Here is a 26464-nt window from a genome sequence, read left to right on the forward strand (position 1 = left end):
CATATTTATGTAATACATTTTTGTTCCTAATTAACGCCCGAGAGCCAGGTTCTTATCGAAATGCTGCTAAGTTTTGAATTATGGTCTTGGTTGTCCTACCCATTCGCCATTTGCGTTGTAGTTAAGTGATGATGAGAATCCAGCGGCATTCCACAGTGTATCGAATGCAGGCTTAAGTTTTTTTGCTAGATCAGAAGGATCTACCGGATACGATTCTAGGACAATTTCAGGTAACAATAAATCTTGTTTTTCGATCAAATTGTATTCATGTCCAAAAAATCTCTGATCAATTCCAAGTTTAAACCCTTTAATACCAAGCAAGCTTATCATAAAAACAATAGGAGGTCTCACCCTTAAGTTCGATAAAGCACGTAAGTATTTAAAAACATTTTTAATAACTTCCTCTTCGATGTACTCAGAAGGTATGCTCTTCCTTCCACCCTCGCCTTCACGCAGGATACCGCCAGACTCAACTGCTTCAATTACGCCCTGTTTTGTCAATTGAACGTATGTATGTGGAAGAGTATCTTCAGGCCATTTTGCAAAAGTTATATATCCGTCGAAATTATATTTATAGTCAAGACCTGTAGTGAAAAAGGCCCATAGGTCTGAACTGTGATTGTTAAAAGATGAAACATCCAGAATTTCATCACCAAATGAACTAAATGGAACTAAATGAACTGCAAGTACATGTTTACTCTCTTTCAATTCTATGAATCCAGCGTTATTTTTTATTCTCGAAATACGGGATAGTCGTAAATCCCGCACCTTTTCTGAGATACCAGCAGAAGAAAGTATGGACGAGCGAATTTCAGTAATATCCATCGGGTGTTTACCTGCTGAATTTCTCGTATAAAATCTTTGCGTTCCACTCATGTTAACCATATGCGGAAAGTTAAGACTATTAGGTATTCTTATCAGTAATACATATTGTCCTGACCTTAGTGAAATTGCTCTTATTTGTATGCCAAATATACGAGGTTGAACATTTGATCTAATTAACTCTTCCTTCTGCCTAATTAGAGTATCCGAGTTGTCTATAGTGACGCCTACTAGTTCAAAAGGTCTTCCCGTGGGTTGATTGTTAAGCCGCACCTCCGATATTCCGTAAATTAACTCACCACCACCGGAGTTAGCAAATGCAGTAATATCATACAAAAATTCTCGTTTATCATCTCCTGTATTTCCAGGCAACTGTTCTTTGTAATCAAGGATCCGACTTTCTTGAACCTGATCGTTAACTAGCTGTTCGAGGTCTGTTTCAGTTATTTGATCTATTGGTTTACCTATAAGTGACAAGCTACTCATCCTCCCTAAAATTGATCCTTCCCCAAATAAGGCAGAAGCTATTCCACTCACTAAATAATAACATACATATCCAATGTTGAGATTTAAAAACTGTGAACAGCTTATTTCTTCTTACACACGGTGGTAGTGCAATTATGTCAGTATTTGTATACTGTATTGTGAAACATGCCCTTTAATTCACCGGTCACCTTCGCATCCAATTCAACGAGCCATCCAGGTTCTTACATGAACATTGAAATCGTCATTTCTTCAGCTTTCAATTTCTTGTATCATCTGTATACAGCACATTATAAACCACAACAGACGGTGCAGATTCCAATCGATCCCTAATCGAATTCCCAAGTGCTATCGAATCATTCAGCCAGTTTTCATTTTCAGACGCCCGATCTTCTAGAATCATTACAATCAAGCTTCTTCGCATTCGTAATCGTCAGCCCCACTGAATTCAAAATCGTTCAACATCATTTCATGTTCGGATTTCTCTACCACTGACGTCCAAGCCCTCATGAAATATGGATGATCCCCCACCTAGCTATCCGGTATCGTTTGTTGGCTAGCCGCGCGGCGATGAGTGCCTTGAATTAAGATTTTGTCATTGTACCGAGCGGTTGCTTCCCGTTGTCACTTTGCAATGCATATGGAGTTATCAAAGACCTGCAATCCGCATAACGTAGTCGTCAGCCCAAATTGCCGTGCCGGTTTTGGCCGTGCAAGGGAATGCCTAAAGGGATGGCGTTCTCGAATGTGATTATCCACTCTTGCACGGACAGGTTTGGCAGCGGGATGGCTTATTATCCTGCCGTGCTCTTGTTTTTAGCATCGGAAAGCAACGGAGGAAAAGACTGCCTATGGAACGCAGCTTTTAAACGGGCTGTTTGGGGCGGATTTAGAGCTGCTAGTTCGCTTGGCCGTCCTAACTGAATAACTGGGGGAAACTATTAATCCGATTGTCTTAGACTACCCATGTGTCTCATAAGAAAATGTATCTCCCTTGTTTTTCCATGTGTATAATCAAAGAGATTGACCATTACAAAACAGGGGTGGAATTAAAATGCTAAACATAACAACAAAGCCGTACACTATGGGAGACTTACAGCAGAGGACTGAAGTGTTCTGGTGGCAAGAACCTGCCTTACAACAATTCCAATATAGCGGGGTATACGTAATCTGCGGCAAGAATGACCAAGTTTTGTATGTAGGTGAATCGCAAGACATTACTAATCGTCTACAAGAACATAGTGATGGAAAGGAAGATGCAACAAAAAATTATTTAGCGTATTTTTACCGCGTCGAGATTTTTAAGGCAGATCCCTTTGATAGACTAATAAATGAAATCTACTTTATCAATGAACTTAGACCCATCTTTAATTCAAAAAATGTTGTGGTTTTAACTAAGGCAGAACGTGAACACAATAAGAAGAGTTACCTAATTAATAATGCTCACCTAGAAAGATCTGACCTTGAAATAGAAGCCTATGAATCTGGATGTGAACCGGAAACACAAGCATTAATAGAGCTCTTTGATCATCTCAAGGATAAAGATCATGACTTATACGTAGACACAAATAATTATGTTAGTTGCCAGTGGTGGAAGGAGAAATATATGCCAGTAATTTTGGATGGCATACGGAATTATAAAAATTTAGATGATAAGGAGATTCTTCGTCAGGCCAGGGAGTCTGCGCAAGCTATGGATGTTAATAATATCCAACAAGGAAATATTTTTCATCCTGATAATTGGGCTGACCTTCGGCTGCATCTAATCAGTCTTTCTTTGAATAAAGAGGCGGCTTATACTAAATAACACTATAAAGAGCTACAGTTTAGGCTGTTTTTCTCTAAGTAGATCGATAGTAAATTCGGGGATTATTGGCCATTATTAGTCTCCTCCCAATCCCAAGGAATACCATGAAAATCGCAAATTTGCATAAGCTCGCCGATGTATTTCGGGCACCCCTTTTTGTAGAGCAGAAGGCGGAACAAAAAAATTCGGAATGGAACAGGATTGATTTATCCTGGTCGCTTCCGAATTTTCGGGGTGGTATGCAGCGGTATTAAATAATGAAGGTCTTAATGTCAAAAGAAAAAAAGATGTTAGACAATTATAATTAGCTATCATTTGGGATTAATATCTTAGCCGAACACTATCTAGTATTCTTATTAAAAAGGATTAATATAGGGGGATTATTTTATGCATCTTTATCCGAAGATAGAAGATATTGATCCGTTAAGCTTACCAAGTGTTAAACTAGAATGTTTGGTTAACGGAGAGCACCTTAGTAGTGCAACAGGTTTTATTTTTTACTTCAATGATGAGCATTTTGTAATTACAAACTGGCATGTTGTATCTGGGCGCAATCCAGAAACTAATGAATTACTTGATAAAAGAACTGCAGCATTTCCAGACTCAATAAAGATCAGACATCACTCTAAACATCAATTCGGTGAGTGGATAGAAACAACAGAAAAACTATATGAAAGCAATGGTAAACATAGGTGGCTTGAACATCCAAATGGACGTGATATAGACGTTGTAGCAATTCCACTAACTCCGAATGAAAATATTCAATATTATCCTCTAGATTTTAGGTTAGTTAATACTGATGTAGTAATTCGCCCAGCAATGTTGGTATCAATTATCGGATTTCCATTTGGATTATCTTCTACCGGCTGGCCAATTTGGAAAACGGGTCACATAGCTTCCGATCCACAGGTTGATTATGAAGGACGGAGGATGTTTTTAATTGATGCGACGACAAGGGGTGGAATGTCAGGCGCACCAGTCATTCTAAGAATATCAAGTGGGTATACGAGAGCCGATGGCACTCATTTGATTGGTGGGGGTATGGTAACTAAGTTTCTTGGAGTTTACTCAGGACGAATACGGGATGATGTGGAAATAGGCCGAGTATGGAAGCCCAAGATTATTACAGAGATATTTTTACCGGAAAATCAGTTTGCCTAATGAGTGCTTTATTTTCATAAACAAAAAGAACAGTCTTACACTTCTATATTGATTGTTTTTTTATTAGGATTCAAGACGAACTGTTTATGCAGCTCGTTACTTATTCCCGTGAAAATCAAAAAACACCAGGGAGCCCCCTGGTGTTTACCTTTAAGGCTGCGCCAGCCCATTTTATGAAATATATTTCCAACAACGAAATGGTAGATCATCAATACTCTCACCTTCAGAATCAAGCATGACGGATGTCCAGCTGCGGTCATTCGCATAATCAAGAATGTGCCCGAGGTCTTCGGGTACCTCGAGGCGTTCTTCCGGAATGACCGGAACGAAAAATCCCCAATAAGCATCCCCTATGAATGTAATTGCATGAGAACATAAAACCTTCTATCAGCTGGAGAAGGTTTTAATCCGATGGATTTAATGCTCACCGAATAACTGTTGCATTTAGTTCCTTCTTTATAACAACCATCATTCAATCGGCAACTTTTGCACTTCTCAGTATCAAAGTAGTATGTGTCCGTTTGGTTTGTACTCACTCCTTTTATTTGATGAAAAGCCTTGCGAATCGCCACTTCTTTACAGGCATACATTCCCACATCTTTGTTAAACTCAAACTCATCTTCATTCTTTCGTGCTCCCTGTGTAACCATTGAGTAGCGAATTGAATTACGTTCTCTTTGCTATATGAAAAACTTTCACGTTCCGTATACGCATTTCTTCGTTTTAACACTTTGTGCATTCTGTTAAATACATTTCTCTATAGGTGTTTCCGTTCAATGGTAGCTTTATATTTCACCTAAAAAAAATCCCGAGGATTTTATGAGGCCACTGAAAAAGTCCATATCTTATAAACAGGATGGGGCTGTCCCAAAAGTCATATAAATGACTGAGGGCAGCCCCTGAAAATGTTGAAATTTGTTCTTAATCTTTCCTCACAAGTAGTGAGCAGCACTCCACATGAACCGTCCAAGGAAACATATCCACCGGCGTAACCTCCACCGTCTTATACCCGCCATCTTCCAACACCCTCAAATCCCTTGCCAGCGTAGACGGGTTGCAGCTCACATAAACCACTCTCTCCGGCTTCATAGCTAGTATCGTATCAAGTAGCGCAGGATCGCAGCCTTTTCTCGGAGGATCGACGACGATTACATCAGCTGTAATCCCTTCCGTGCGCCAGCGAGGTATGACTACCTCAGCAGGGCCCGCTTCAAACGAAGCATTCGTTATGCCATTCAGCTCCGCATTGCGTGCAGCATCTTCAATTGCTTCCGGCACAATCTCTACGCCGTAGACGCGGCCAGCTTGCCGTGCTAGGAACAATGATATTGTTCCAATTCCACAATAAGCATCGATAACCGTCTCCGAACCGGTTAAACCAGCATACTCAACCGCTTTGCGGTAAAGCTCCACCGTTTGCGAAGGGTTCACCTGATAGAACGATCTCGCCGATATCGCGAAGCGGATACCGTCTAGCTCATCATATATAACATCGCTGCCCCAAAGCACGCGAGTTTCATCTCCAAAGATTACGTTCGTGTTCCGTTCATTCACATTCTGCACAATACTCTTCACGCCCGGCAGCTCCTGCCGAATGCGCTCAACCCAACGATCCACCGATGGCAGCTTCTTGCCATTCGTGACCAGAACGACCATGATCTCACCCGTCACGACACCAGTACGTGCCATCACATGGCGCAAAATGCCGCGCCCCGTCTCTTCGTTGTATGTGGAAGCATCAAGCTCGCGCCCAATCCTCTTCACAACTCGAATGACCTCGTCATTGTGCTCATGCTGAATGAGACAATCGTCCATGTCGATAATTCGGTGGCTGCCGCGAGCGTAAAAGCCTGCGAGCAATTGTCCGTCCACAGCACTTGCACCAATAGGTACCTGCGCTTTGTTCCGATACTGCCAAGGCTCATCCATTCCAATCGTAGGATGAACTACGATCTCGTCCATATCCAGTTTGCCGATACGAACAAGGTTGTCCACAACATGCTGCCTCTTCCACTCCAGCTGAGCGGGATAATCAAAGTGCTGCAGCTGACAGCCGCCGCACTCCTTATAAATATCACAAGGCGGGTTTACACGCGACGGGCTCTTTAGAAGCAATTCCTCCAAGCGAGCATATCCGTATTGCTTCTTCATCTTCATTACTTTAGCGCGTACCCTCTCACCAGGAAGCGCCCCTTGCACAAAAAAGGTAAAGCCGTCAGCGCGCCCTACCCCTTCTCCGTCATGTGTCAGGCCGATTATTTCGACTGTGACCTCTTCATTTTTTTGAAACGGTGCATTCGCTTGATCCGCCGCAGCTGCTGCTGTCGATGTCCCAGCTTTACGTGATCCCCCGTTATGTCTGCCGCTCCTATTTTTACCTTTATTCATAAACTCTCTCCGCTCTGCCTTCACCTATTCATGCTTACTTATCTATCCCTATTATTCCATCACAAGCGCAAACGGCTGTCGCCGTCCTAGGCCGCAAAGCTCGTTTCGCAGTGAATTATAAGCCGTGTATAAGTGTGAAACTTATAAAGTCTTATAATTTTCAAAAACCCTTATCCGCAACTTATCGGTACGTCGACTCACCCATTTCATCTGCAAAAATTTGCAAATGTGACGGAAGCACGGAGAACGTGCACGGCAGCACGCCGCCATATTCGCCGTCCAAGTTGATTTGTACGTAGTCAGGTGTTGTCACTTTGATCTCATTGGTCCGAAAATGAATGACATGGGGGTCATTGAAATGCTCACCGCGCAGTGCGAGCGTCACTAGCTTTATAAACTCCGGTAGGTTGCATTTTTTTATAAGAAGCACATCAAGCAATCCGTCATCCAACAAGGAATCCGGTGCTAGCCGTTCGAATCCGCCCACGGAGTTGCTGTTGCAAATAAGAAACATCATAAACTCGTCATCAAATTCACCTATACCGGCCGCTTCGAATTTCAAATGGGTCGGCCTCAGACGAGTCATTTTCTCCATGCCCTTCATATAATAAGCCAGCTGCCCGACCATCGTCTTCAGCTTGCTCGGCACGTCATAGGTCAGCTCCGTCAAGGAACCGCCACCGGCAATATTTATAAAATAACGATCATTCGACTTGCCCACATCAACCGGTCGCGTATATTGCTGGATGATGAGGTCGCAAGCGTACTCCCAATGCTTAGGAATACCCATCGCCCGCGCAAAATCATTAGTCGTCCCCACAGGTATAATACCGAGAGGAGGTCGGTTCGGCTTATTCGCCAAGCCATTAACGACTTCATATAACGTCCCGTCACCGCCCGCGGCAATGATTAAATCATAGTCACGATCCGCTGCCTCGGATGCAGCAAACGTCGCGTCACCTTCTCCTATTGTCGCATGACAGCTCGTCTCGATGCCGCCCTGCTCCAGCCTTTTCAAAATATCCGGCAAACGTTTTTTCATTTCTTCTCTACCCGAAGACGGGTTATAAATAAGTCTTGCTCGTTTAATTGCTTGCATTATAGCTCACCCCTAATAATCCGTTCAACATCGTATTCACTTTATCATGTTCACCCAACGCTTATCGCACACGCGCCAACCACTCCATCATTTGTCTCTCGAGCCATCGTTCAATGGCCTGATGAGGTAGCATTGCCCGTCCGTTATATCGATATTCAAGTCCGGCAAGCCGAGTTGGAATCACCTTATTTGTAAAATAACCCTGGCTCAAAAAAAGCGGCACAACTATGACCGCTTCCTCAGGATTCGTATGCTGCATCGCCTTAAGCTTCGCCGCCGCCTGATCAGGCAGCAGCATCGCGTATTCTGCTCGAGCGAAGCCGCCAAGCGACCGCAATCTCTCACCTATCAAGGCCAGCCCTTGCTGCCAACGCTCGTGGAACACCTTCTCCTTGCTGCCATGCCCAATGAGCAGCAGCGCTTCTTGTGAAGGCTCCTGCGACAGCTCAGCAATATTCGCTGCGAGCAGCTCAGCAATTTCTGGATCATCATCAATTGGCGAACCATACGTTATATAGGAAGCAACTCGAAAAGTACCAAGGCCGCCCTCTAAATCCGATACCCATGGCAAGCCAAAAGCTTGCCCAATTTCATCGACATGCGTGCTGCCAGAGGATATGAACAAAGGCACCACATAAATATCCGTTACACCCAGCTCTTCAAGCGCGTCAATACCATCTTGAATAAGTCGCCCTTCAACGATTTCGAGAAAGGACGAAATAATCGGTATGTCGGATAACGCAGAAGAAGACGCAGCAGCCGCAACCGCTTGATCAACAAGCTGCACCCACTCTGCCTCTCTGGAGCCATGACTGATAACGAGAAATCCTGGCTTTTTCATTATTGACGACCTATCGTCCTAGACGCTCTAAAGCCATTTTATACCCGTCATTACCGTAATTCAAACAACGCTTCACTCGTGAGATAGTTGCCGTACTTGCCCCTGTTTCCGCTTCAATCGCATTATAGGTGCTGCCCTTACCGAGCATACGCGCCACCTCAAGGCGCTGTGACAATGACTGGATCTCATTCACCGTACACAAGTCGTCAAAAAACACATAACATTCCTCAACCGATTTCAAAGTAAGGATCGCTTCGAACAGTTGGTCTACCGCTTTATCGTTCAGCTTTTTGAGCTGCATACACATTCACTCCTAATTAAAACTAATGCTATTATTGTAGCTTTTTTAGCCGATTTATTCAAACATTACCGTATTCACGCTTTACTGAATAGAAGAAGGCTCAAGCAAGTCTCCATTAAACCAATCATTCAGAAGGAGGGCATACATCTAGAATAAATATCCGCACCCGGGTCATTCGTCCAATCCATATGTTTGCCTACTCCATAGACTAATATAAAAAAAGGGTTGTGATCCGTGTGAACTATCGCAATAACCCCGGTGCCAGCAACCAGCAAAACGAGGCGCACGGCGGTTTTCGTCAAGTAGAAGGCCCACATAAATCATTTGGCGCGAAGTCGAGCGGCTTTAATTTTGGTGGAGAAGTTCCAGACGGCACGCAAGTGTTGCTGCCAGATACCGCACAAGACTTATTGCCCATCTCCTCTAATACATCAACAGGGTTAGTGGAAAATCCGAGTTCAACAAAAGCTGGAGGCTTCTCTCTTGCAAGCTTGGGCGAGATCAAGGGCTTTGTCGATCGGATCGGCGGAATAGATGGTATTCTTACGACAGTAACGAAGGTGCAGAAGGTAATGTCCAGCGTCTCCCAGATGGCGCCATTAGTCAAAGTCCTCTTCGGGTCCTTCGGTAAAAAATCGGCTGCTGTATCAGATGATGATGATGGTGGAGAATGGAGACCGAAGCGTCGCAAGCGTCGTAAGACTGGAACCGGCACTGGTTCCAACAACAAAGGTGGTCGCCGTCCCCGTCCCCGTACGACAAAACGCCGATAATTCATCGGCATCAAAAACAACAACACTAAAAGACTCTGCTCACTTCTCTTCATGGAGTATCATCATTCACACAAAATTTATTGATGGCTTGCTCAATTAACTGTGATTCGTTATGATATTGGTATTGAATAGGGAGTGAAGTACACCCCGATCGCAGCGCTTAGCGCTGTGGTCGGGGTGTTTTCGTTTCCACCATAAACTAACCTATAGCTTTCTCAGTAGTCTTGCATCCCAAAACTTTAAGGAGGAGTATCATGCATCCCAATATCATTCGTTTTATTGAAGCATTTGACCGTGAAGCAGCTGTAAACGGCACCTATCGAAATAAGCTGGACAAGTCAGCAATGGTCTTTCTGGAACAGGTGTGGGGACCCTCGTTCGACCATAACTTTGACGGTCTTCGTGCTGAATATCCATTCATCGATCATAAGGGCGGTCACCGATTTGCAGATTTCGTTTATGTGAAAAATGGTATGCGCCTAGTTATTGAAATCGATGGTTTCACCACTCATGCCCGTGATATTTCACCTGGCGAGTTCAATGATCATCTTCTGCGTCAGAATGATCTCGTCCTCTCAGGCTGGATCATTCTCCGTTTCTCAGCTTGGCAGGTGGCAAATCATCCACAAAGATGCATGTTTCAGCTAAAGCAAGCAATCGGCCACTGGTGGTCATTAACTCATAGCGGCGATAGCGGAAAATCGAGCAATCTTTGGGATATGCGCAAGCAACTTCTTATCCAAATGGGCATGCGACGAGATGGCAAGCTTAAACCAAGTGAAGTTGCACGTGAGTTCCAAATCACCAACCGCACCGCCATAGATTGGCTCCAACGTTATGAACGAGAAGGTGTACTTCACAGCCAACCAGCCCAAAGCAGAGTAACAACGTACCTACTTACAAATTACATTTAATTAGAATGGGTACTTTTCAGCACCTATATAAATTTTCAGCGTCTATAAAAAACAAATCGAATTAGAATGAGTCTGTCCGTCATAAAATATTATTTCAAACCCATCCACATGCATCCTTATCATTTATGCACATTATCACACTTTTGAATTCTAAGTTATCCCGCTGTGGATAACTAAATTCACTACATATCCACAACATTATCACATCACTAGCTCACAAAACAGAACAGATCTGTGCATAATTACAACCTTCGACATAATTCCTCAACATTCATATTGCATTCATACACAGCTGTTAGTTCATTGTGCATAGGTAGTCTTTTAAATGTATGTAATCAACCTTCTTAGATCAATTAATGGTCGACTAATTATCAATAATTTTGTTATTCCATCCGTAAAAGTCACATGAATCTCCAAGTTAGCTTTGATTCTTCGAAGTCATACACAGCTGTTAGTTTAATGTGCATAGATGCAAATTTCGATATTTTCTGATGACACTTATCCACAGATCAGCTCAATCTCCGTAGAACATAAAAGCATAGTGAGGTATACATCATTAATTGTGAGGCTGCCCTCACAATTAATCTGGACTAATCCAAGAGTGCAAATTAACCTGTGAGGAAAATCTCACTGCCCATGAACTAAACTTCATGGAGAGTGAGGTTTACCTCACTAACTGATTGAAATGCTCAAATATCCGACCTTTTAGTGAGTATCACATCACTAATTAGTGAGTCAGCCTCCTTAATTGCGAGCTGATATGAGCTAATACGAATTGATTCCAGCTATTACGGATTGATGCGAGTATGTACATTAACTGTAGCGAACGGAGCCTTATACTCATGCTCGACAAATACTCTAAGAGTGTAGCTTATTGAGGCATTAATCACTAATTGTGAAGCTACCCTCACAATTAATCTGGACTAATCCAAGAGTGCACATTAATTTGTGAGGAAAATCTCACTGCCCATGAACTAAACTTCATGGAGAGTGAGGTTTACCTCACTAACTGATTGAAATGCTCAAATATCTGTCCTTTTAGTGAGTTTCACATCACTAATTAGTGAGTCAGCCTCACTGATACATCTTATACGAGTTGATATTAGTTGATCTTAGCTATTACGGTTGGATGCGAGTTAATACCAGCTGATTCAACTATTTCGGATTGATACGAGTTAATACCAGCTGATTCAGCTATTTCGGATTGATACGAGTTAATACTAGCTGATTCAGCTATTTCGGGTTGATGCGTGTTAATACCGGCTGATTCAGTTATTTCGGGTTGATACGAGTTAATACGAATTGATTCCAGCTATACGGGTTGATACGAGTTAATACGAATTGAATCCAGCTATACGGGTTGATACGAGTTTGTAAAGTAGGTGAAGCGAATGGAATCACGTACGCGTGCTCAACAAATGCATTAAATTGAAATTGTTAATGAGGGAGAGAGACCTCAAATAGCGATGTGCAAGTAGAGCTATTTGTGATGCAGCATGCAGCATATGCAGCATGCATCTCAGACAAGTGAACCGAAAAAAGCCACCTGTTTAAAGGCAAATGAAAATATACTGCAGTCCTCACTAGTTCACAACCAACTTTTGTTCCTTAATTACAAGGTCAGTTAAATTACAATGGTTACTCTAAAAGTGTACAAACACAAGTTGCGCATCTTCACATCAGGTTTGTCTATTGTATTCCTCCTTAGAAGCCTGCCACTTCATCAGGAGTGAAGGTGAACATCAGTCAGTTAAATAATACTCATCACCAAGTATGAAACAAGACTCACTTGCAACCCATTACATGCTTAAAGAAAACAATAAACAGTGAGGTAACATCACTAAGACTGATGTAAGCCTTACTCCCAGCCCACTACATGTCTAGAGAAAACAAAAATAGTGAGGTAAACATCACTAATAAAGAAGTAAGTCTCACTCCCAGCCCACTACATGTCTAGAGAAAACAAAAATAGTGAGGTAAACATCACTAATAATGAAGCAAGTCTCACTCCCAGCCCACTACATGTTTAGAGAAAACAAAAAATAGTGAGGTAAATCTCACTCCCCATGAACCTAAGTTCATGGCGAGTGAGGTTTTACTCACTATCCCACTGATAAGCACATCATTCTGTCTAATTAGTGAGATTCCCCTCACTAATTAGTGAGTTTGCCTCACTTGTCGTATTCTTACGTATTCCTATAGGTTGAGAAAGTGAATGAGCCAGTAGACGAACATCCCCATCAAAACCGTGATCGGAATCGTGATGACCCACGCGATTACAATGCGTCCTGCCATGCCCCATCTGACGGCGGAGAAACGCTTCGCGCTGCCGACACCGAGAATAGAGGAAGTAATAACATGTGTAGTGCTGACTGGCAAATGAATCATCGTTGCCGTCAATATAACTACAGCGGAACCTATATCTGCCGCGAACCCGTTAATTGGCTCGATTTTAAAAATTTTCGTACCCATCGTTTTAATGATTTTCCAACCGCCGACCGATGTACCAAGAGCCATAGCTGTTGCTGCGGAAAGCTTAACCCACATAGGAACATCCATCGTATCTTGTACATCAGCAGCAACGAGTGCGAATACGATTATACCCATTGCCTTCTGTGCATCATTCGTACCGTGTGAGAATGATTGGAAAGCAGCTGTAATGATTTGACCAAAACGAAATCCTTTATTAATCTGATGCGGACTTGATTTGGCGAAAATCTTCTTTAATATCCACATAATAATAAAACCTGCAGTAAAAGCGATCAAAGGAGAGAGCAGCAACGCTTGTACGATTTTAATTAAACCGTCGTTGTTGATTGCACTCATTCCTGCTCCACCGATTACCGCACCAGCCAATGAGCCAATTAATGCGTGAGAGGAGGAGGATGGAATACCAAACCACCATGTAGCCAGGTTCCATATAATAGCCGATAATAACGCGGCAATTACAATCGGAACGCCATGCTCAAGCTCTGCTGGATTTGCTACACCTTTACCGATTGTCGCTGCAACGCCGGTAAACGTAACCGCTCCGACAAAGTTCATAACAGCCGCCATCATAATTGCAACACGCGGCTTTAATGCCCGCGTTGATACCGCAGTAGCAATCGCATTAGCTGTATCGTGAAAACCATTTATAAAATCAAACGAAAGCGCAAGAAACACTACAATCCAAAGAACCATTAAATCCATCGTATATGACTCCTAACTTTCCAGATTAGCTGTTACGCATAATGATCGATTCCAGCGTATTAGCAACATCCTCGCAGAAGTCGGTCGTTTCTTCTAGCATTTCGTAAATCTCCTTACGTTTCATCAACTCAATTGGATCTTTTACGTTTGTGAACAAACCTTTTATGCATACTCGAAGCAAATCATCCGCTTGGTTCTCAAGCTCGTTAAGCTCAATGCAATTTTCACGCATTGCAAGCAGCTTTTTCTGTGTCAACAAATAGATGGCTTTCTTAATTTCCTGTGATGAGCGAAGAATAATATCGCCGAACAGCTGAATGTGCTCATCTTTTTCACGAATGTTGTACATTTCAAACCGTGATGCACATGCTTCGATTCCGTCAAGAACGTCGTCAAGCGAAGTCGTTAGCGCCATAATATCTTCACGTTCGATTGGAGTAATGAACGTTTTGTTCAATTCCTTCAAGATCGTATGCGTGTATTTGTCGCATTTACTTTCGTATTCCTTCATGGTTTTGGCAAAAGTAGCAACATCTGATAAATTAGATAATCCTTTGGCAAAATACTCACATGCCTCAACGATTGTGTCTGCCATCTCTTCAAATGTTTTAAAGAAAATATCCTTTTTCTTGAACATCTTAATCCCCTTCGCTGACTGGATGGTTAGGCTCTTGCTAAGAACCCAGAATATCTTATCATAGTTTACCTTCTAATTGTTAAGAGAATGTAAATGTTTTATGAAAACTAAAAAAAAAATTTCAAAATGCATCAAAAACGGCTATCGTCGTACGCTCCAGCAAAAACATACGTTGCACAGAGATAAAAAAGACGCAAACCCTTTATAGGTTTACGTCGATTTTTAGCTTTGAAAGCTTACCTATTAACGTATATTTACAGTATTCCCAAGAAACTAATTTTGTACCCATGCGACATGTTCCGCAAATGTCGGTGAATTTGGAACGATGTGGAAGTAGGTCTTGCCGGGTGTGAATGCCAGCTCAGCCCCGTTTTTCACAATTCGAATCATTCCATCAGGAGCACGCAGCCATTCTGCTTCAATTGCTTTACCTTTTTGGAATAAAATCGCCTGCCCGCCAGAGGTCAAATCAACCGCGAGACGTCCTTCATTATCAAGTGTCTTATGATCTGCCCCAAGTACAACTAAATTCGTAGCTGATAGCTGCTCGTCATTGTTCATATCAATATGCGGCTTATCCCCAATCGAACGTTTATATAAACCGCTTGTCTCATCATAGATATACCCAACCTTATAGTTTTTCAATAAAAAATTAATTGTAATATCCGTAGCCGGCTCTCCCGCGTCAGCAGCACCCGTATCAGAGAATGTATAAGTCGGTACTGGCATGTCCGAGCTGTACTTCTTCTTCTCAGCTCCCGCTCTCATCTTCTCTAGCGTCGAATATAGATTATGCGGCGCCTTTCTTTCCTTGCTTCTCCAGAAATAGCTGCCCGCGTTTGTTATTTCGTCCAAATACGGCTTTCTTTGCTTCTGTAAAATAGCATATCCGTCATTGCTGCCGCCTGCATGTACCATCACCGCCCCAAAGCTGTCGGCAATATCAATGAGATAAGGTCTAATGCTTCGAATGGGACCTATCGTATCCGTCAAAGCATCCGTACTTTGAAATACAGCGATCAAACGTGTGATACCGCCTTCGGCAAGCACTTCCCACACAACATCAGCATTGGTAAGGCCTGACTGAGGACGAGCTGCTGCAAAATTATTAATCATAACGACAATCGGCCGCGCTATAACATCAGATTCTCGTTTTAGTCCAGTAAGCGATGCTGTAAATGGCAATGGCGTAGGTTCGATAATGGGCTCGGTGCCTATTGTTTCACTTGGTTTAACGCTTTCCTCCGGCGTCACTTTGCTCCCGTTGCCGCTGCATGCCGTAACGATGATAATGAACGTTAATAGCATCACGCTTATCGCGATACGCAATCGATTTTCCATATACAACACTACCTTCTTTCTCATAAAAAATATGATTCCGTTTACATCTAACTTCCATTTAAACACATTTTTAGATGGTTGTCTTGACAAAAAGTTGCTTTTTGCTCTCATTAATACAGTTTCATGATAACGGAGCATTATTGTAATATGTAAACAGACAAAAAGAGACGCGGCTTTTTTGAAAAAAGTGCGTCCCTTTCCTACGTTGCTTGATTTGCCGAAACCTCCACACAATCAAGCTGTGTACCCCTATGCAGTTAGATACTCCAGTGATGCCAATCCTCCTGCTGCTTATCGAGACCGCTCAACCAATCTGAAGTAGCGCGAATCGCTTCCTCCTGATGATTTCGATCCGAGTAAGTGTGGTTGGCCTGAAAAATGATTTGCTTATCGCATATACCCTCGTTACGCGTCCAAAAGATCTTCTGATACAGGAAGCTGTAATCAACCGGTATGAGCTCATCACTTGTTCCATGAACGAGCAAAACTTCGCCGCCAAACCTCGTTGCTGCTTGAAAAGGCTGATGCTGCAGAAGCGATTCGAAAAATACAGGCTTCAACGTATACCCTACATAATCCGAGCTCCCAGCTTTAACAGCTTCATCATAGCTGCTTCGTCCTACAATGCGTACGATGTCATTGAATGGATAAGCAACTGGCGACCATAACACTAGACGCTTCGCCCGCTTGTCCTTAACAGCCGTCATAATGGCTACCGCTCCGCCTAAGCTATGTCCAAGTAGTACGATTCTTCTTGGATCTACGCATTCCATACTGGCTACATAATCGATGGCGCTTCGCGTTTGATCAACCATGGAATCAAATCCGAGCGCACCGTAATCTCCGTTACTTTCCCCACAGCCGCCATAATCGAAGCGAAGCACATAGGACCCCTGGGCGGCAAGTGTGCGCGCAGCCTTTACGAATAACCGGTCTACACCAACACGGCTCCCTACAAATCCATGACATATAATAATCGCTTGTTTTTTTTCAACATCGTCTTTACTTCCATCCGTCGGGTAATGCAGCGTTGCCGCAAGCTCAAGTTCTTCGTGTCGCAACGTCAAGTGCTTCTCCATATTGAGAACCTCCTAGCTATATATAATAAATCCTACCTATTTACTTTGAATTATCAATAAACTAATCATACACCGCTGCTTGCGACCTGTCAATCGCTTATCCACAGTCGAATAAACAAGCGTAAACGGCTATACCAGCCATTGCGGCAAGCATTCGTTTCGCGGAGATATTGAAAAAAAAGTTATCCCCAGTGTCTAATAACAAGGGATAACTTCTTAGTAATTATATTGCTGGGCCTCATTGGTTACGCTTCTTGTGAAATAGGAGGCAGTCTTTGAATAACTTCCTCCAATACCAGATCGAGATCGGAGGCAGTTATGTGTACTGTTTCCTGTTCATACTTCTCCGTCGCATATTGATAGCGAGGGTCATAGTAATGCAGAAGCAGCAGCTTCGCCGCTTCGTCAAATCGGTCTTCCTTCAGCGAGCCGCGAATTTCCGCAGCAATAGGCGTATGAATCCGCTTCTCGATTTGTTCAAAGGAACGAACAAAATCCTCTTTACTCTCATGCGGTTTGTAATCTTTTAGAATTGTTGCCACCCTTGCCTCTATAGGGATATCAATATAAAATGCCTTTCCTTCTTCTTTCGCCTTAACAAGAAAGTCGGGTAAAACTATCTTCCCCACTCGTTTGCTCTCCGCTTCAAGGATGAGGTACGGCGCGTTTTTCAAACGAATGAGTTCATGGACTAAGCGTGATTCAAACGATTTTTGATTATTTGGTATTTTTCCAATATGTCCGAAAATCGAACCTCTATGCTCAGCCATCCATTCCAGATTAATAACAGGGTAACCTAGTTCCTGTAAACGAATCAAAAGCTCCGTCTTCCCCGTACCGGTAAGCCCATTAATGACATAACATGGCGGCAGCGTCGTGCAGCTTTCCAGCGTCTCCACAACCCATTTACGATAGGCACGAAAGCCTCCTGCCAAGCGGAACATCTTAAGCCCCATGAGGGAAGCAAGAGTAGCAGATGTTCGGCTCCTCATACCTCCCCGCCAGCAAAATACGACTTTCTGCGGGGGACCGCTTCCCATTATTTCCTTAATAAAGCTTGGCAGCTTGGCTGATACGATTTCGAGCCCTTTTTCATTAGCCGCCTCCAAGCTGACCTGCTTGTACAGAGTGCCGACTTCCGCTCTCTCTGAATCGTTGAAGAGCGGTATATTTACACTTCCGGGAATCGTAGATTCCGCGAATTCGGAAGGCGAGCGAACATCAATTAATTGGACAACTCCTTTGCGTTGAAGCTCAAGCAGCTCCATTACGTCGAGATCCTGAAACATAGACTACAGCTCCTTTTACGTGGTTCTAAGCAGTTACATGAATCCGTCCGGGCTGCTCGGTGGTAACCTCTCCGATAAGATGCGCTTCCACACCTGCTGTCCTCAGCTTATCCAGAAGCGTCTCCGCTTGTTCTGAAGAAACCGATATGAGCAGACCGCCCGAAGTAACCGCGTCGCAAAGAATCCATTGATCAATTTGATCCAGTTCTTCAGAGAACGTAACGGAGCCTTCTAGATGAGCAAAGTTATTTTTTGTTCCTCCAGGCACGAAGCCCGCCTCAGCTAATTCACGTACTCGCGGCAGAACCGGTACATTTGCTCGAGACAGCTGAATACCAACCTTGCTGCCCTTAGCCATCTCCGATGCATGACCAAGAAGGCCAAAGCCGGTTACATCTGTGCAGGCATGAACGTCATAAGGCTCCATTGTCTCAGCCGCGACTTTGTTCAGCGTTGCCATCACTTCAATAACACGGCTAATCTCATCTTCACTCAACTGGTCTTTTTTGATGGATGTCGTTAGAATACCCACACCGATCGGCTTGGTCAGAATCAGCTTATCCCCAGGCTTTGCTCCCGCATTTGTCCGTACTTTGTCTGGATGTACGAGGCCAGTAACCGCAAGACCAAACTTCGGTTCCTTATCGTCAATGGAATGTCCGCCAACAAGGGTAGCTCCCGCTTCCTTCACTTTATCCGCGGCTCCACGCAAAATATCGGTCAGAACCTGCTTGTCCAATGTATGAATTGGGAACGCGACAATATTCAGCACCGTTAGCGGCTTACCGCCCATTGCGTAAATATCGCTGATCGCGTTGGCCGCGGCAACCTGTCCGAAGGAGTAAGGATCATCAACAATTGGCGTAAAAAAATCAAGCGTCTGTACAATTGCAAGCTCATCGTTCAGCTTATATACACCGGCATCATCGCTCGTATCGAGACCTACAAGCAAATTAGGGTTTGGTTCAGATAAGGGAAGGTTCCGAAGTACCTCAGAGAGATCAGCTGGACCTATTTTACAGCCGCATCCCCCTTTGCTTGATAGACTTGTCAATTTAACCGTATTCGCTTGAGACATTCCTCTCATTCCCTTCTAGGTTTAAAGTTAGCGCCGTCCTCTACGTTCGTTTGGTATATGGCACGCCGCTTTTTTTATAATTTGATATTAATATCTGAGGTTATCACAGTTTCCGTCGAAAAAAAAGAGTGCTTCTTCCTTTCCGATGCAAAGCATGCCAAAACGGATACAATCTACAAATTGCAAGAAGCATGACTCCTTTCTTAAGGCGTCATGCTTCTTTTAAAATGGCTGTGTTAAACCAAATTGTTGATATTTAATATGACTTAAAGCAATTGAAGAATCTCGCCGCTGGCTTGGATGATAATAGCAAGCAAGAACTTATCTTGTTTTTACAATAGCGAACTAATGGGAATGCAGTACCTCTACGAGCCATTGATGAAATTCAGGAACGTAAACATAAAGAGGGACTTGTATGCCCTCATTGCAAGAGCCATACAGTTGTACTATTTGGTAAATACGTGATTAAAACGCGTGCTGAGAGGTTAAACGCCAACGGTATCGTTGCAAAAGCTGTCTTCAAACATTCAATGACTTAACGAAAACCCCTCTCAAACGGACCAGAAGACCCCATCTGTGGGTTCGATTTATCGAATTCATGATTGAGGGTTACTCACTGCGGAAATGCGCTGAGCTGATGTTCGGCGAAGTGACTTATGTGACCTTGTTTTATTGGCGGCGTAAAATACTTACTGCACTGAAGCAAATGCCAACAGAGGCATTCCAGGGTATCGTCGAAATGGACGAAACTTATTTCCTATACTCTGAGAAGGGCAAGAGAGGCATTTCTGAACGCAAACCACGTAAACGCGGTGGCAAAGCGAAGAATCGTGGTATCAGTAATGACCAGGTATGTGTATTGGTTGCCTGTGACCGCCAAAAGATGACTTTCTCTGGCATTCTCTGGCGTGGTCGAATTCGAACTACCAAATTAGATGAAGCGATTGGCTCTCACCTTTCCAGCTCCAATGTGCTTTGCACGGATTCTTGGAGAGCTTTCAGTACCTATGCTAATGGAAAGGGCTTGCCGCATTACCGTTTCAAGTCTGACGGAAAACAAGTCAAAGGTGTTTATCATATCCAGAACGTCAATAGCTACCATAGCCGCCTAAAGAGATGGTTGGACCGTTTTAACGGCGTCTCAACCAAGTATTTGGAGCATTATCTAGCGTGGTTTCGCTATTTGGATAGCAAGGAATATGAAAACACATCGTCGAATAAGAAAAATATGTTAGTTTCTTCTTGTCTGTTTGAAGGAGACAAATTCGAAAATTCGACGGATGGCATGTTTTTGTTGAGCTAACGCGCAATTAAAAACAGGAAAATATTGGTTTGATATAGAAATATTATTTGATATGACACATTGAGAGAAGAGAAGGTGGACATATGCAAGTGAATGATGCAATCAAAGTGGAGGCAAAACCGCAAGACATTACAGGCGTAACTTGTATTTACGTTCCAGTCAGTGATGTATACGAATCCGTTAGATGGTATCAGAAAAATTTAGGATGCCAACCTGCGAACAACCATCGTGTAGAGCCTGGGATGAAAATGTCAATCATGAGATTCCTCGATGCTAATGGAAACCCTCAAGACCCTGCTACAGGGTCGATTCCTGCTTTGTTCCTAATCGAATCTGGGGCTGAAGGTGGACGACTAGGATTTACAGGAACATGGGAAGGAGGTCAACGCCATGCAGTTGGATGTTTCGTTACTCCTCATATCCAAGAGCTTTTCGAACGTTTTAAGGAAAACGGAGTGAACATCGTAGGCGAAATTCGGCAAACTTGCGGTCCAAACTTACCGTTCTATGACCCTGACGGTAACCTTTGGGAAATATGGCAGCCTTAATCGCTCAATTAACGGGTAACGTTAGTTAATCAACCGCCCTAGCAAGGGCGGTTTTTATTTTGGTTGAGAAACAACATTAAAATTTAACATAGCCTTTAAAATAAATCTTCTGTACGTATAACTCACTCCCAATTCCCACTAAATACGCACAGCTAATGCGGGACATACTATGGATAAGCTTATGCTTTCGAAGCAATTTTGCCCCAGCAAAATTTAAGCTCATGCTTTCGAAGATGGTTTTTTTTTCAAAAAATCCAAGCATATGCTTTCGAAGCAATTTTGCCCCAGCAAAATTTTAAGGAGGTACACAAATGCCATTATGGATTGCATGGTTACAGGATCACTGGCTGGCGACCCTGCTGGTTGTCGGGGTGGTCATTGCTATTGTCTACGTGATAGCAAACAAAAGCCTGCTGTTTTATAAAGAATAACGGCCTGTCTCTGCCAAATCTCACTCTTCACGTATAAGAGGCAGACGTATGGTAACGATCGTGCCTGCTCCGCGTTCGCTGTCAATAGTAAGCTGGCCATCGTGGAGCTCGATGATCTCCTTGCAAATAGCGAGTCCTAAGCCAGAGCCGCCCTGCATCGTATTCGCCTTGTAAAATTTATCTGTTACAAGCGGCAGATCATCCGCGTCTATTCCCACACCTGTGTCAGAAATCTTCAGCAGAGCATACTCCTCTTCAACTAGCGTTACAACCCGGATCGTGCCGCCCGCTTCTGTAAATTTAAACGCATTATCGATCAAGTTAATGATCACCTGCTTCAGCCGGTTCGCATCTCCGCACACCACGATCGGGCTTTTTACATATGTGGCTAATAATCGTACACGCGTTTGCTCCTCACGAACCGCAAGCTGACGCACCGTTTCCTTCACCGGGCCATTCAGATCAAGCACCTCGGTATGAAGCTCCATCGTTTGTGCAGACAGCTTGGAGAAATCCAACAAGTCCTCCACCAGTCCGGACAGGCGCTCGGTCTCCTTGCTAATAATCATTAACCCGAGCTTAACCTCTTCATCATCCTCCGTCGGCTCGCTATCCCTCAGCGTTTCACTCCACCCTTTAATCGAAGTTAGCGGTGTGCGCAGCTCATGCGAAATAGACGAAATAAAATCATTTTTCAGCTTCTCGCGTTTGTTTAATTCGATAACCATCGTATTAAATGTTTCCGCCAGCTGACCGATCTCATCATCGCTTCTTCGCAAGGCGCGGCGCGTCCAATCACCATCTGCCATGTACCGGGCAGCACGTGTCAACTCACGAATGGGCTGTACGATCCGTTGTGCTAAAACTAAGCTTAATCCAAGAAATAATAGAACAACACTGATTCCCACCAATGCCGCCATTCGAATAATTAAGTTGACTGTTGCATCTACCTGCTCCAGTGAGACTGAATAACGAAGCAAGGATACGACTCTTTTATCATTCCATAACGGAATGGTGACCGATAATACCCTTTGCCCGTAATAGGGATCTTCGCCTCTCCAGCTTCCTGTCGATCCGGAAATCGCGCTTTTCACATCCGGTGTCGTATAGTTAATATTAGGGGCAAAGCCATCCGAATCAATCCGCACTTGGCCTGTGCTGTCCAGCAATTGCAGACCTGTTCCGCCTTCAACCATATATTGCAGCAAATAATCCGCCTGATCCTCCACTGTAAGTGAAGATAATGAGCGGCTGTGCAGCGTTAGTGCCGACTCGGCCCGCTGCTTCACTGAGCTATGCGCGCCTCCATAATAATAATTCCACATCAAAGCCGCGAAGGCACCGCCAAGCACACTGACAACAAGCACGATGAGCAGCAAATAGCTCCACACCATTCTCGCTTGCAAGCTCCTCATTCGTTTATGCCCCTCTTCCAGCGATAGCCGTAGCCCCATACCGTTTCAATAAAAGATGGCTCAGACGGATTACATTCAATTTTTTGACGAATTCTGCGAATGTTTACGTCAACAACCTTTAAATCACCTACATAATAACGTCCCCATACCTCGGTTAAGATATGATCGCGACTCACACTCTCTCCAACACGTTCCATCAACAAACGTACAAGCGTCCATTCTGTAGGCGTTAAAATAATTTCGATATCATTCTTCCACAATTTCCGCTCGGCCACCGATAGTCGAAATGGCTTTACGTTCAGCTCCAGATGAGCCCTTATGGAAGTCTCTGTCCGCATTGGCATAGGCTCTATACTTTGCTGAGCATTCGGTTGTGTTGATATTTGTGCTTGAGGCTGGGCGCTGTTTGGATCAATGGCTTGACCCTCTCGATCCACTTGTTCCTCATGCTTCACTGGAAATGACGGATTGACCTCTATGGCTGCGCTAACCTCTGTATTTACGGATTCAAGTCCCGGCTTCATTCTCCGATACAAAGATTTAATTCTTGCTATCAGCTCTCCTGGGCTAAACGGCTTCTGTACGTAATCGTCAGCTCCGAGCTCCAATCCGTAAATCTTGTCCTCCTCCTGCGACTTCGCAGTCAACATAATGATTCCCATACGCGGATAACGCTCGCGAAGCTGTTCGCAAACTTCAAACCCGCTTATTGTCGGAAGCATAACATCCAGCAGCGCGATATCGAACGGTCCCATTGTATCTGCAAATGAAAGTGCATCCTCACCATTTTCAGCTTCGACTACTTCCATATCGTTTCGTTTAAGATTAATTCGCACAAATCCGCGGATTGACTCCTCGTCCTCTAACAATAAAATTCGCATAAGTTACAGCCTGCTCTTCTCTGCTAGTTTTTTCGAACTGTCAAAGAAGAAACGAGCTGGTCTTCCACCTCCATCATCTTACTGAACGCTTGCCGCTCCTCGGCAGTCCAATCAATCGGAGCTTCCTTCACGAACGAAATAGCGTAGACGTTGCCGCTGTCCTTGAGCAAAACCTTGGTTGAACGCGACTGTTGCTTCCATTCAGATTCTACTTCCTCCCACTGTTTTTGCGGCACAGCGTATAAGGTGGCCAGCTTCGATGTAAGATCAGTTTCCTCATTCCAATACTCGATATTCACAACAGCAAATTGCTCATCATCTGCATTGCTCATCGTATAGCGACCGATCCATTGGTCTGGTATGCGCAGTTGAATGCCATAGCCATAATCGCTGAACTCCTCCGTAATTTTCACGAAACTATTTTGACCATCCCATTGCATCCATTCATTGATCCACTTGGAATCAGCATAAGAAGTATTCGGATATCCGGGGGCCTCCCTCGTCCATTGCAGCTCTATTATTCCATCACCATTAATATCGGAGCTGCGCGTACCTGTCCCTGTTATTCCGTCATAAGCTGACGACTCCACTGGGTATACAAGACGAAGCTTTCCTCTATCCCATGCATACATGGCGGTATATGAGCTATGAGCACCCACAGACCCTTCCAAAATAATACCATTATGCCGCGGTGACACCCGTCCCATAATCATTCGGTCATAACTGTTAACGTCGTTGCTTACCGGCACTTCAATCCATTTCTCCAACCGGTTATCCTTCCATTTATAAAGGGTTAGATCATACTCTGGCAAGTCATATTCCTGTTTCGTACCCAACTCGGATATAACAGCAAGCTCTACTGCTCCATCATTGTTTAAATCGCCTGTTTCCGCATAGGAGTAGGGTAATGATTCAATCGGTTCAAGCACAAGCTTTCCCGTTTCATTCCGAATAGGCTTCGAGTTAAATGAATAAACATCAAGCACATTCGGACTATCAAACGCGCCGATCCATCCGACTATGAGCTCCATTTGTCCATCTGCATCGAGATCCTCAATCTTCAACCAAGCGATTTGACGTGCAAGCGGCTCTTGTACGAGTACCCAAGGCTTCCATATGTCTGCCGCATATTTAAACACCATTAATTCTGGGGTGCTGTATTCGTTGTAGTAGGATACGATCGCTTCCGTCGTGCCATCTCCGTCAATATCTACAAAACGGATGGCCTCCTTCATATCCTCTCTAATCGGCAGCGTAAGCTTGCTGTAGACAGGAAGCGCTTTTTCTATTGCATCCACTATGGCCTGCTTGTCTTCAGAGATAGCCGGCTTCTGCAGTAGATCCCCCGGTGTCGCCGTATAACGACATCCTGTTGCCATAAAGACAAGAAGAATGACCCCACCTAGTATTATGCTGGGTCGGATCATTCTCCTTCGTCTATTTTTGGCCTTAAAATAATCAGCCTCAACCAAATTTACTGCCTCCTCGTGCTTTACGCTCGCCTCTGTTCTATTCCATTTTATCAGATGTGACGAACGAATAACCCATATCCTCTAAATCCTGAATGACATCAGGCAGCATTTCTACCGTGTTCTTAACATACTTGTTTCCAAAGGAATGCATTAATATTGTACTGCCAGGCTTCGTCTCATTTTTTATCATTTTTCGCATGTTTGCAATCGAAGTACCAGCCCAATCCCGTGTGTCCACATTCCAACCGACTAATTCGCGGCCATTATCCTTAAGAACATTTTTGAGCGTATCTGAAACGGCGCCATAAGGTGCGCGGAACAGCGTTGGCGTAAAGCCGACTGCTTCTTTAATGAGTTTATCTGTTGTAGTCATTTCGGTTATAATTTGATCTTTGTTTAGCTTGGATAAATCTTTATGATTATAAGAATGATTGCCGATTGCATGACCTTCGTCAACGATACGCTTCACAATCTCTGGATGCTTAGCTACTTGCTGACCTACAATGAAGAAGGTCGCTTTAACGTCTTTTTCCTTCAGGATATCCAATATGGCAGTTGTATAACGGGTATCAGGCCCATCATCAAAGGTAAGTGCAACGATTTTTTTCTTTTCACTTGGTTTATCTATGTCTGGCTTATTTGGTTTATTTGGCTTGTCCGTATCTGGTTTATTTGTTGGTTTATCTTTGTCAGGCTTATCTGGCTTGTCCGTTTCTGTATTTTCAGCATCCGTTTGACCCTTCGGAGGCGTAATTTCTGAGCCATTGTCTTTATCAGTTGGAGGTGTTTTATCTACATCGCCGTCTGTTTGATTGTTTTCTGGTTCTTTGTCCTTATCAGCGTCAGGCTTGTCCTCCAAATTTCCATTGACCACTTCTCCGTCTGGTGAATCTTTCCCTACTACGACAACTTCTGAACCATCTTCTTTTCCTTCATTCGGTTGCTTCCCTTGCTCATTATTCCCCTTGTTTACATGTGACTCTCCACCGACAGGATTAAGTGCCGACAAACTCAGCGGCTGACCAAGAGCACAGCCCCCTACCCAAACCATTAATGCTGCTAATAAGATCAGAACTCCTAATCTCCTACGACGTTTTTTTGCTTTTTCCAAATCGTTCACCTTCTATTCCTCTGATAGCTTTATATTAAAGGAATAGAAGATTAATAGAGTTACAAAATAGTAACATGTTTCGAGTTCTTCTGACATAT

General features: G+C 43.7%; 22 protein-coding genes and 2 pseudogenes. 6 read left to right on the forward strand and 18 right to left on the reverse strand.

The window, feature by feature from the left end:
* Window positions 1–78 precede the first annotated feature (78 nt).
* The gene (locus AC0YN7_RS22925) at window positions 79–1299 is read right to left on the reverse strand and encodes an AlbA family DNA-binding domain-containing protein (RefSeq protein WP_475812351.1); all 1221 of its coding nucleotides are present in this window, start codon (window positions 1297–1299) and stop codon (window positions 79–81) included.
* A gap of 265 nt (window positions 1300–1564) precedes the next feature.
* Complete coding sequence (locus tag AC0YN7_RS22930; protein ID WP_475812352.1) at window positions 1565–1729, reverse strand: hypothetical protein; 165 nt, start codon at window positions 1727–1729, stop codon at window positions 1565–1567.
* Between the two features lie 630 nt (window positions 1730–2359).
* On the opposite strand from AC0YN7_RS22930, the gene AC0YN7_RS22935 reads away from it, so the two are divergent.
* A complete protein-coding gene (locus AC0YN7_RS22935; protein ID WP_475812353.1) occupies window positions 2360–3112 on the forward strand; it encodes a GIY-YIG nuclease family protein in 753 nt (250 codons plus the stop codon).
* Window positions 3113–3499: 387 nt separating this feature from the next.
* Window positions 3500–4273, forward strand: coding sequence for a S1 family peptidase (locus tag AC0YN7_RS22940; protein WP_475812354.1), 774 nt, complete (start codon window positions 3500–3502; stop codon window positions 4271–4273).
* Between the two features lie 171 nt (window positions 4274–4444).
* Here the strand turns inward: AC0YN7_RS22940 and AC0YN7_RS22945 are convergent, their stop codons facing one another.
* From AC0YN7_RS22945 to AC0YN7_RS22970, 6 genes and pseudogenes are all read right to left on the reverse strand, one after another.
* On the reverse strand, window positions 4445–4636 hold the full coding sequence (locus AC0YN7_RS22945; RefSeq protein ID WP_475812437.1) for a DUF5983 family protein: 192 nt from the start codon (window positions 4634–4636) through the stop codon (window positions 4445–4447).
* A gap of 50 nt (window positions 4637–4686) precedes the next feature.
* Window positions 4687–4985, reverse strand: a pseudogene (locus AC0YN7_RS22950) (IS5/IS1182 family transposase); the annotation flags it as partial.
* A gap of 209 nt (window positions 4986–5194) precedes the next feature.
* On the reverse strand, window positions 5195–6661 hold the full coding sequence (gene rlmD / locus AC0YN7_RS22955) for a 23S rRNA (uracil(1939)-C(5))-methyltransferase RlmD (RefSeq protein WP_475812355.1): 1467 nt from the start codon (window positions 6659–6661) through the stop codon (window positions 5195–5197).
* A gap of 181 nt (window positions 6662–6842) precedes the next feature.
* Complete coding sequence (locus AC0YN7_RS22960) at window positions 6843–7760, reverse strand: diacylglycerol kinase (RefSeq protein ID WP_475812356.1); 918 nt, start codon at window positions 7758–7760, stop codon at window positions 6843–6845.
* Between the two features lie 61 nt (window positions 7761–7821).
* The gene (locus AC0YN7_RS22965) at window positions 7822–8601 is read right to left on the reverse strand and encodes a sirohydrochlorin chelatase (RefSeq protein WP_475812357.1); all 780 of its coding nucleotides are present in this window, start codon (window positions 8599–8601) and stop codon (window positions 7822–7824) included.
* A 10-nt stretch (window positions 8602–8611) separates the two neighbouring features.
* Window positions 8612–8902, reverse strand: a complete 291-nt coding sequence (locus AC0YN7_RS22970; RefSeq protein WP_475812358.1) for a YerC/YecD family TrpR-related protein — start codon at window positions 8900–8902, stop codon at window positions 8612–8614.
* Between the two features lie 380 nt (window positions 8903–9282).
* Between AC0YN7_RS22970 and AC0YN7_RS22975 the strand changes: the two genes are divergently transcribed.
* Together AC0YN7_RS22975 and AC0YN7_RS22980 are read left to right on the forward strand one after the other, a co-directional pair.
* Complete coding sequence (locus AC0YN7_RS22975; protein WP_475812359.1) at window positions 9283–9675, forward strand: hypothetical protein; 393 nt, start codon at window positions 9283–9285, stop codon at window positions 9673–9675.
* 254 nt (window positions 9676–9929) lie between these two features.
* Window positions 9930–10589 (forward strand): hypothetical protein, encoded by a 660-nt coding sequence (locus AC0YN7_RS22980; protein WP_475812360.1) that lies wholly within the window; start codon window positions 9930–9932, stop codon window positions 10587–10589.
* A 2196-nt stretch (window positions 10590–12785) separates the two neighbouring features.
* Here the strand turns inward: AC0YN7_RS22980 and AC0YN7_RS22985 are convergent.
* The 6 genes from AC0YN7_RS22985 to selD form a co-directional block, all read right to left on the reverse strand.
* Window positions 12786–13781: an inorganic phosphate transporter gene (locus tag AC0YN7_RS22985; protein ID WP_475812361.1), complete on the reverse strand. Its 996-nt coding sequence runs from the start codon at window positions 13779–13781 to the stop codon at window positions 12786–12788.
* A gap of 25 nt (window positions 13782–13806) precedes the next feature.
* Window positions 13807–14418 carry a DUF47 domain-containing protein gene (locus AC0YN7_RS22990; RefSeq protein ID WP_475812362.1) on the reverse strand — a complete coding sequence of 204 codons (612 nt, stop codon included), beginning with the start codon at window positions 14416–14418 and terminating at the stop codon, window positions 13807–13809.
* A gap of 273 nt (window positions 14419–14691) precedes the next feature.
* A complete protein-coding gene (locus AC0YN7_RS22995; RefSeq protein ID WP_475812363.1) occupies window positions 14692–15759 on the reverse strand; it encodes a DUF3048 domain-containing protein in 1068 nt (355 codons plus the stop codon).
* Window positions 15760–16016: 257 nt separating this feature from the next.
* Complete coding sequence (locus tag AC0YN7_RS23000; protein ID WP_475812364.1) at window positions 16017–16838, reverse strand: alpha/beta hydrolase; 822 nt, start codon at window positions 16836–16838, stop codon at window positions 16017–16019.
* 245 nt (window positions 16839–17083) lie between these two features.
* Window positions 17084–18127, reverse strand: coding sequence for a tRNA 2-selenouridine(34) synthase MnmH (gene mnmH / locus AC0YN7_RS23005; RefSeq protein ID WP_475812365.1), 1044 nt, complete (start codon window positions 18125–18127; stop codon window positions 17084–17086).
* A gap of 25 nt (window positions 18128–18152) precedes the next feature.
* Window positions 18153–19205: a selenide, water dikinase SelD gene (gene selD / locus AC0YN7_RS23010; protein WP_475812366.1), complete on the reverse strand. Its 1053-nt coding sequence runs from the start codon at window positions 19203–19205 to the stop codon at window positions 18153–18155.
* A 374-nt stretch (window positions 19206–19579) separates the two neighbouring features.
* Here selD and AC0YN7_RS23015 point away from each other — a divergent pair.
* Both AC0YN7_RS23015 and AC0YN7_RS23020 read left to right on the forward strand, forming a co-directional pair.
* Window positions 19580–20508 (forward strand): annotated as a pseudogene (locus tag AC0YN7_RS23015) (IS1595 family transposase); the annotation flags it as partial.
* Between the two features lie 83 nt (window positions 20509–20591).
* Window positions 20592–21056 (forward strand): VOC family protein, encoded by a 465-nt coding sequence (locus AC0YN7_RS23020; protein ID WP_475812367.1) that lies wholly within the window; start codon window positions 20592–20594, stop codon window positions 21054–21056.
* Between the two features lie 451 nt (window positions 21057–21507).
* On the opposite strand, the gene AC0YN7_RS23025 is transcribed toward AC0YN7_RS23020, so the two are convergent.
* Genes AC0YN7_RS23025 through AC0YN7_RS23040 form a run of 4 tightly spaced genes read right to left on the reverse strand, consistent with a single transcriptional unit; the run spans window position 21508 to window position 26366 of the window.
* Window positions 21508–22902, reverse strand: coding sequence for a sensor histidine kinase (locus AC0YN7_RS23025; RefSeq protein ID WP_475812368.1), 1395 nt, complete (start codon window positions 22900–22902; stop codon window positions 21508–21510).
* Window positions 22899–23783 (reverse strand): response regulator transcription factor, encoded by an 885-nt coding sequence (locus AC0YN7_RS23030; protein WP_475812369.1) that lies wholly within the window; start codon window positions 23781–23783, stop codon window positions 22899–22901. The genes AC0YN7_RS23025 and AC0YN7_RS23030 overlap by 4 nt, the downstream gene beginning before the upstream one ends.
* A 23-nt stretch (window positions 23784–23806) precedes the next feature.
* Window positions 23807–25255: an FG-GAP repeat domain-containing protein gene (locus tag AC0YN7_RS23035; protein WP_475812370.1), complete on the reverse strand. Its 1449-nt coding sequence runs from the start codon at window positions 25253–25255 to the stop codon at window positions 23807–23809.
* Between the two features lie 37 nt (window positions 25256–25292).
* A complete protein-coding gene (locus tag AC0YN7_RS23040; RefSeq protein WP_475812371.1) occupies window positions 25293–26366 on the reverse strand; it encodes a polysaccharide deacetylase family protein in 1074 nt (357 codons plus the stop codon).
* Window positions 26367–26464: the final 98 nt, after the last annotated feature.

It is taken from the genome of Paenibacillus sp. J31R122 (assembly GCF_056269185.1).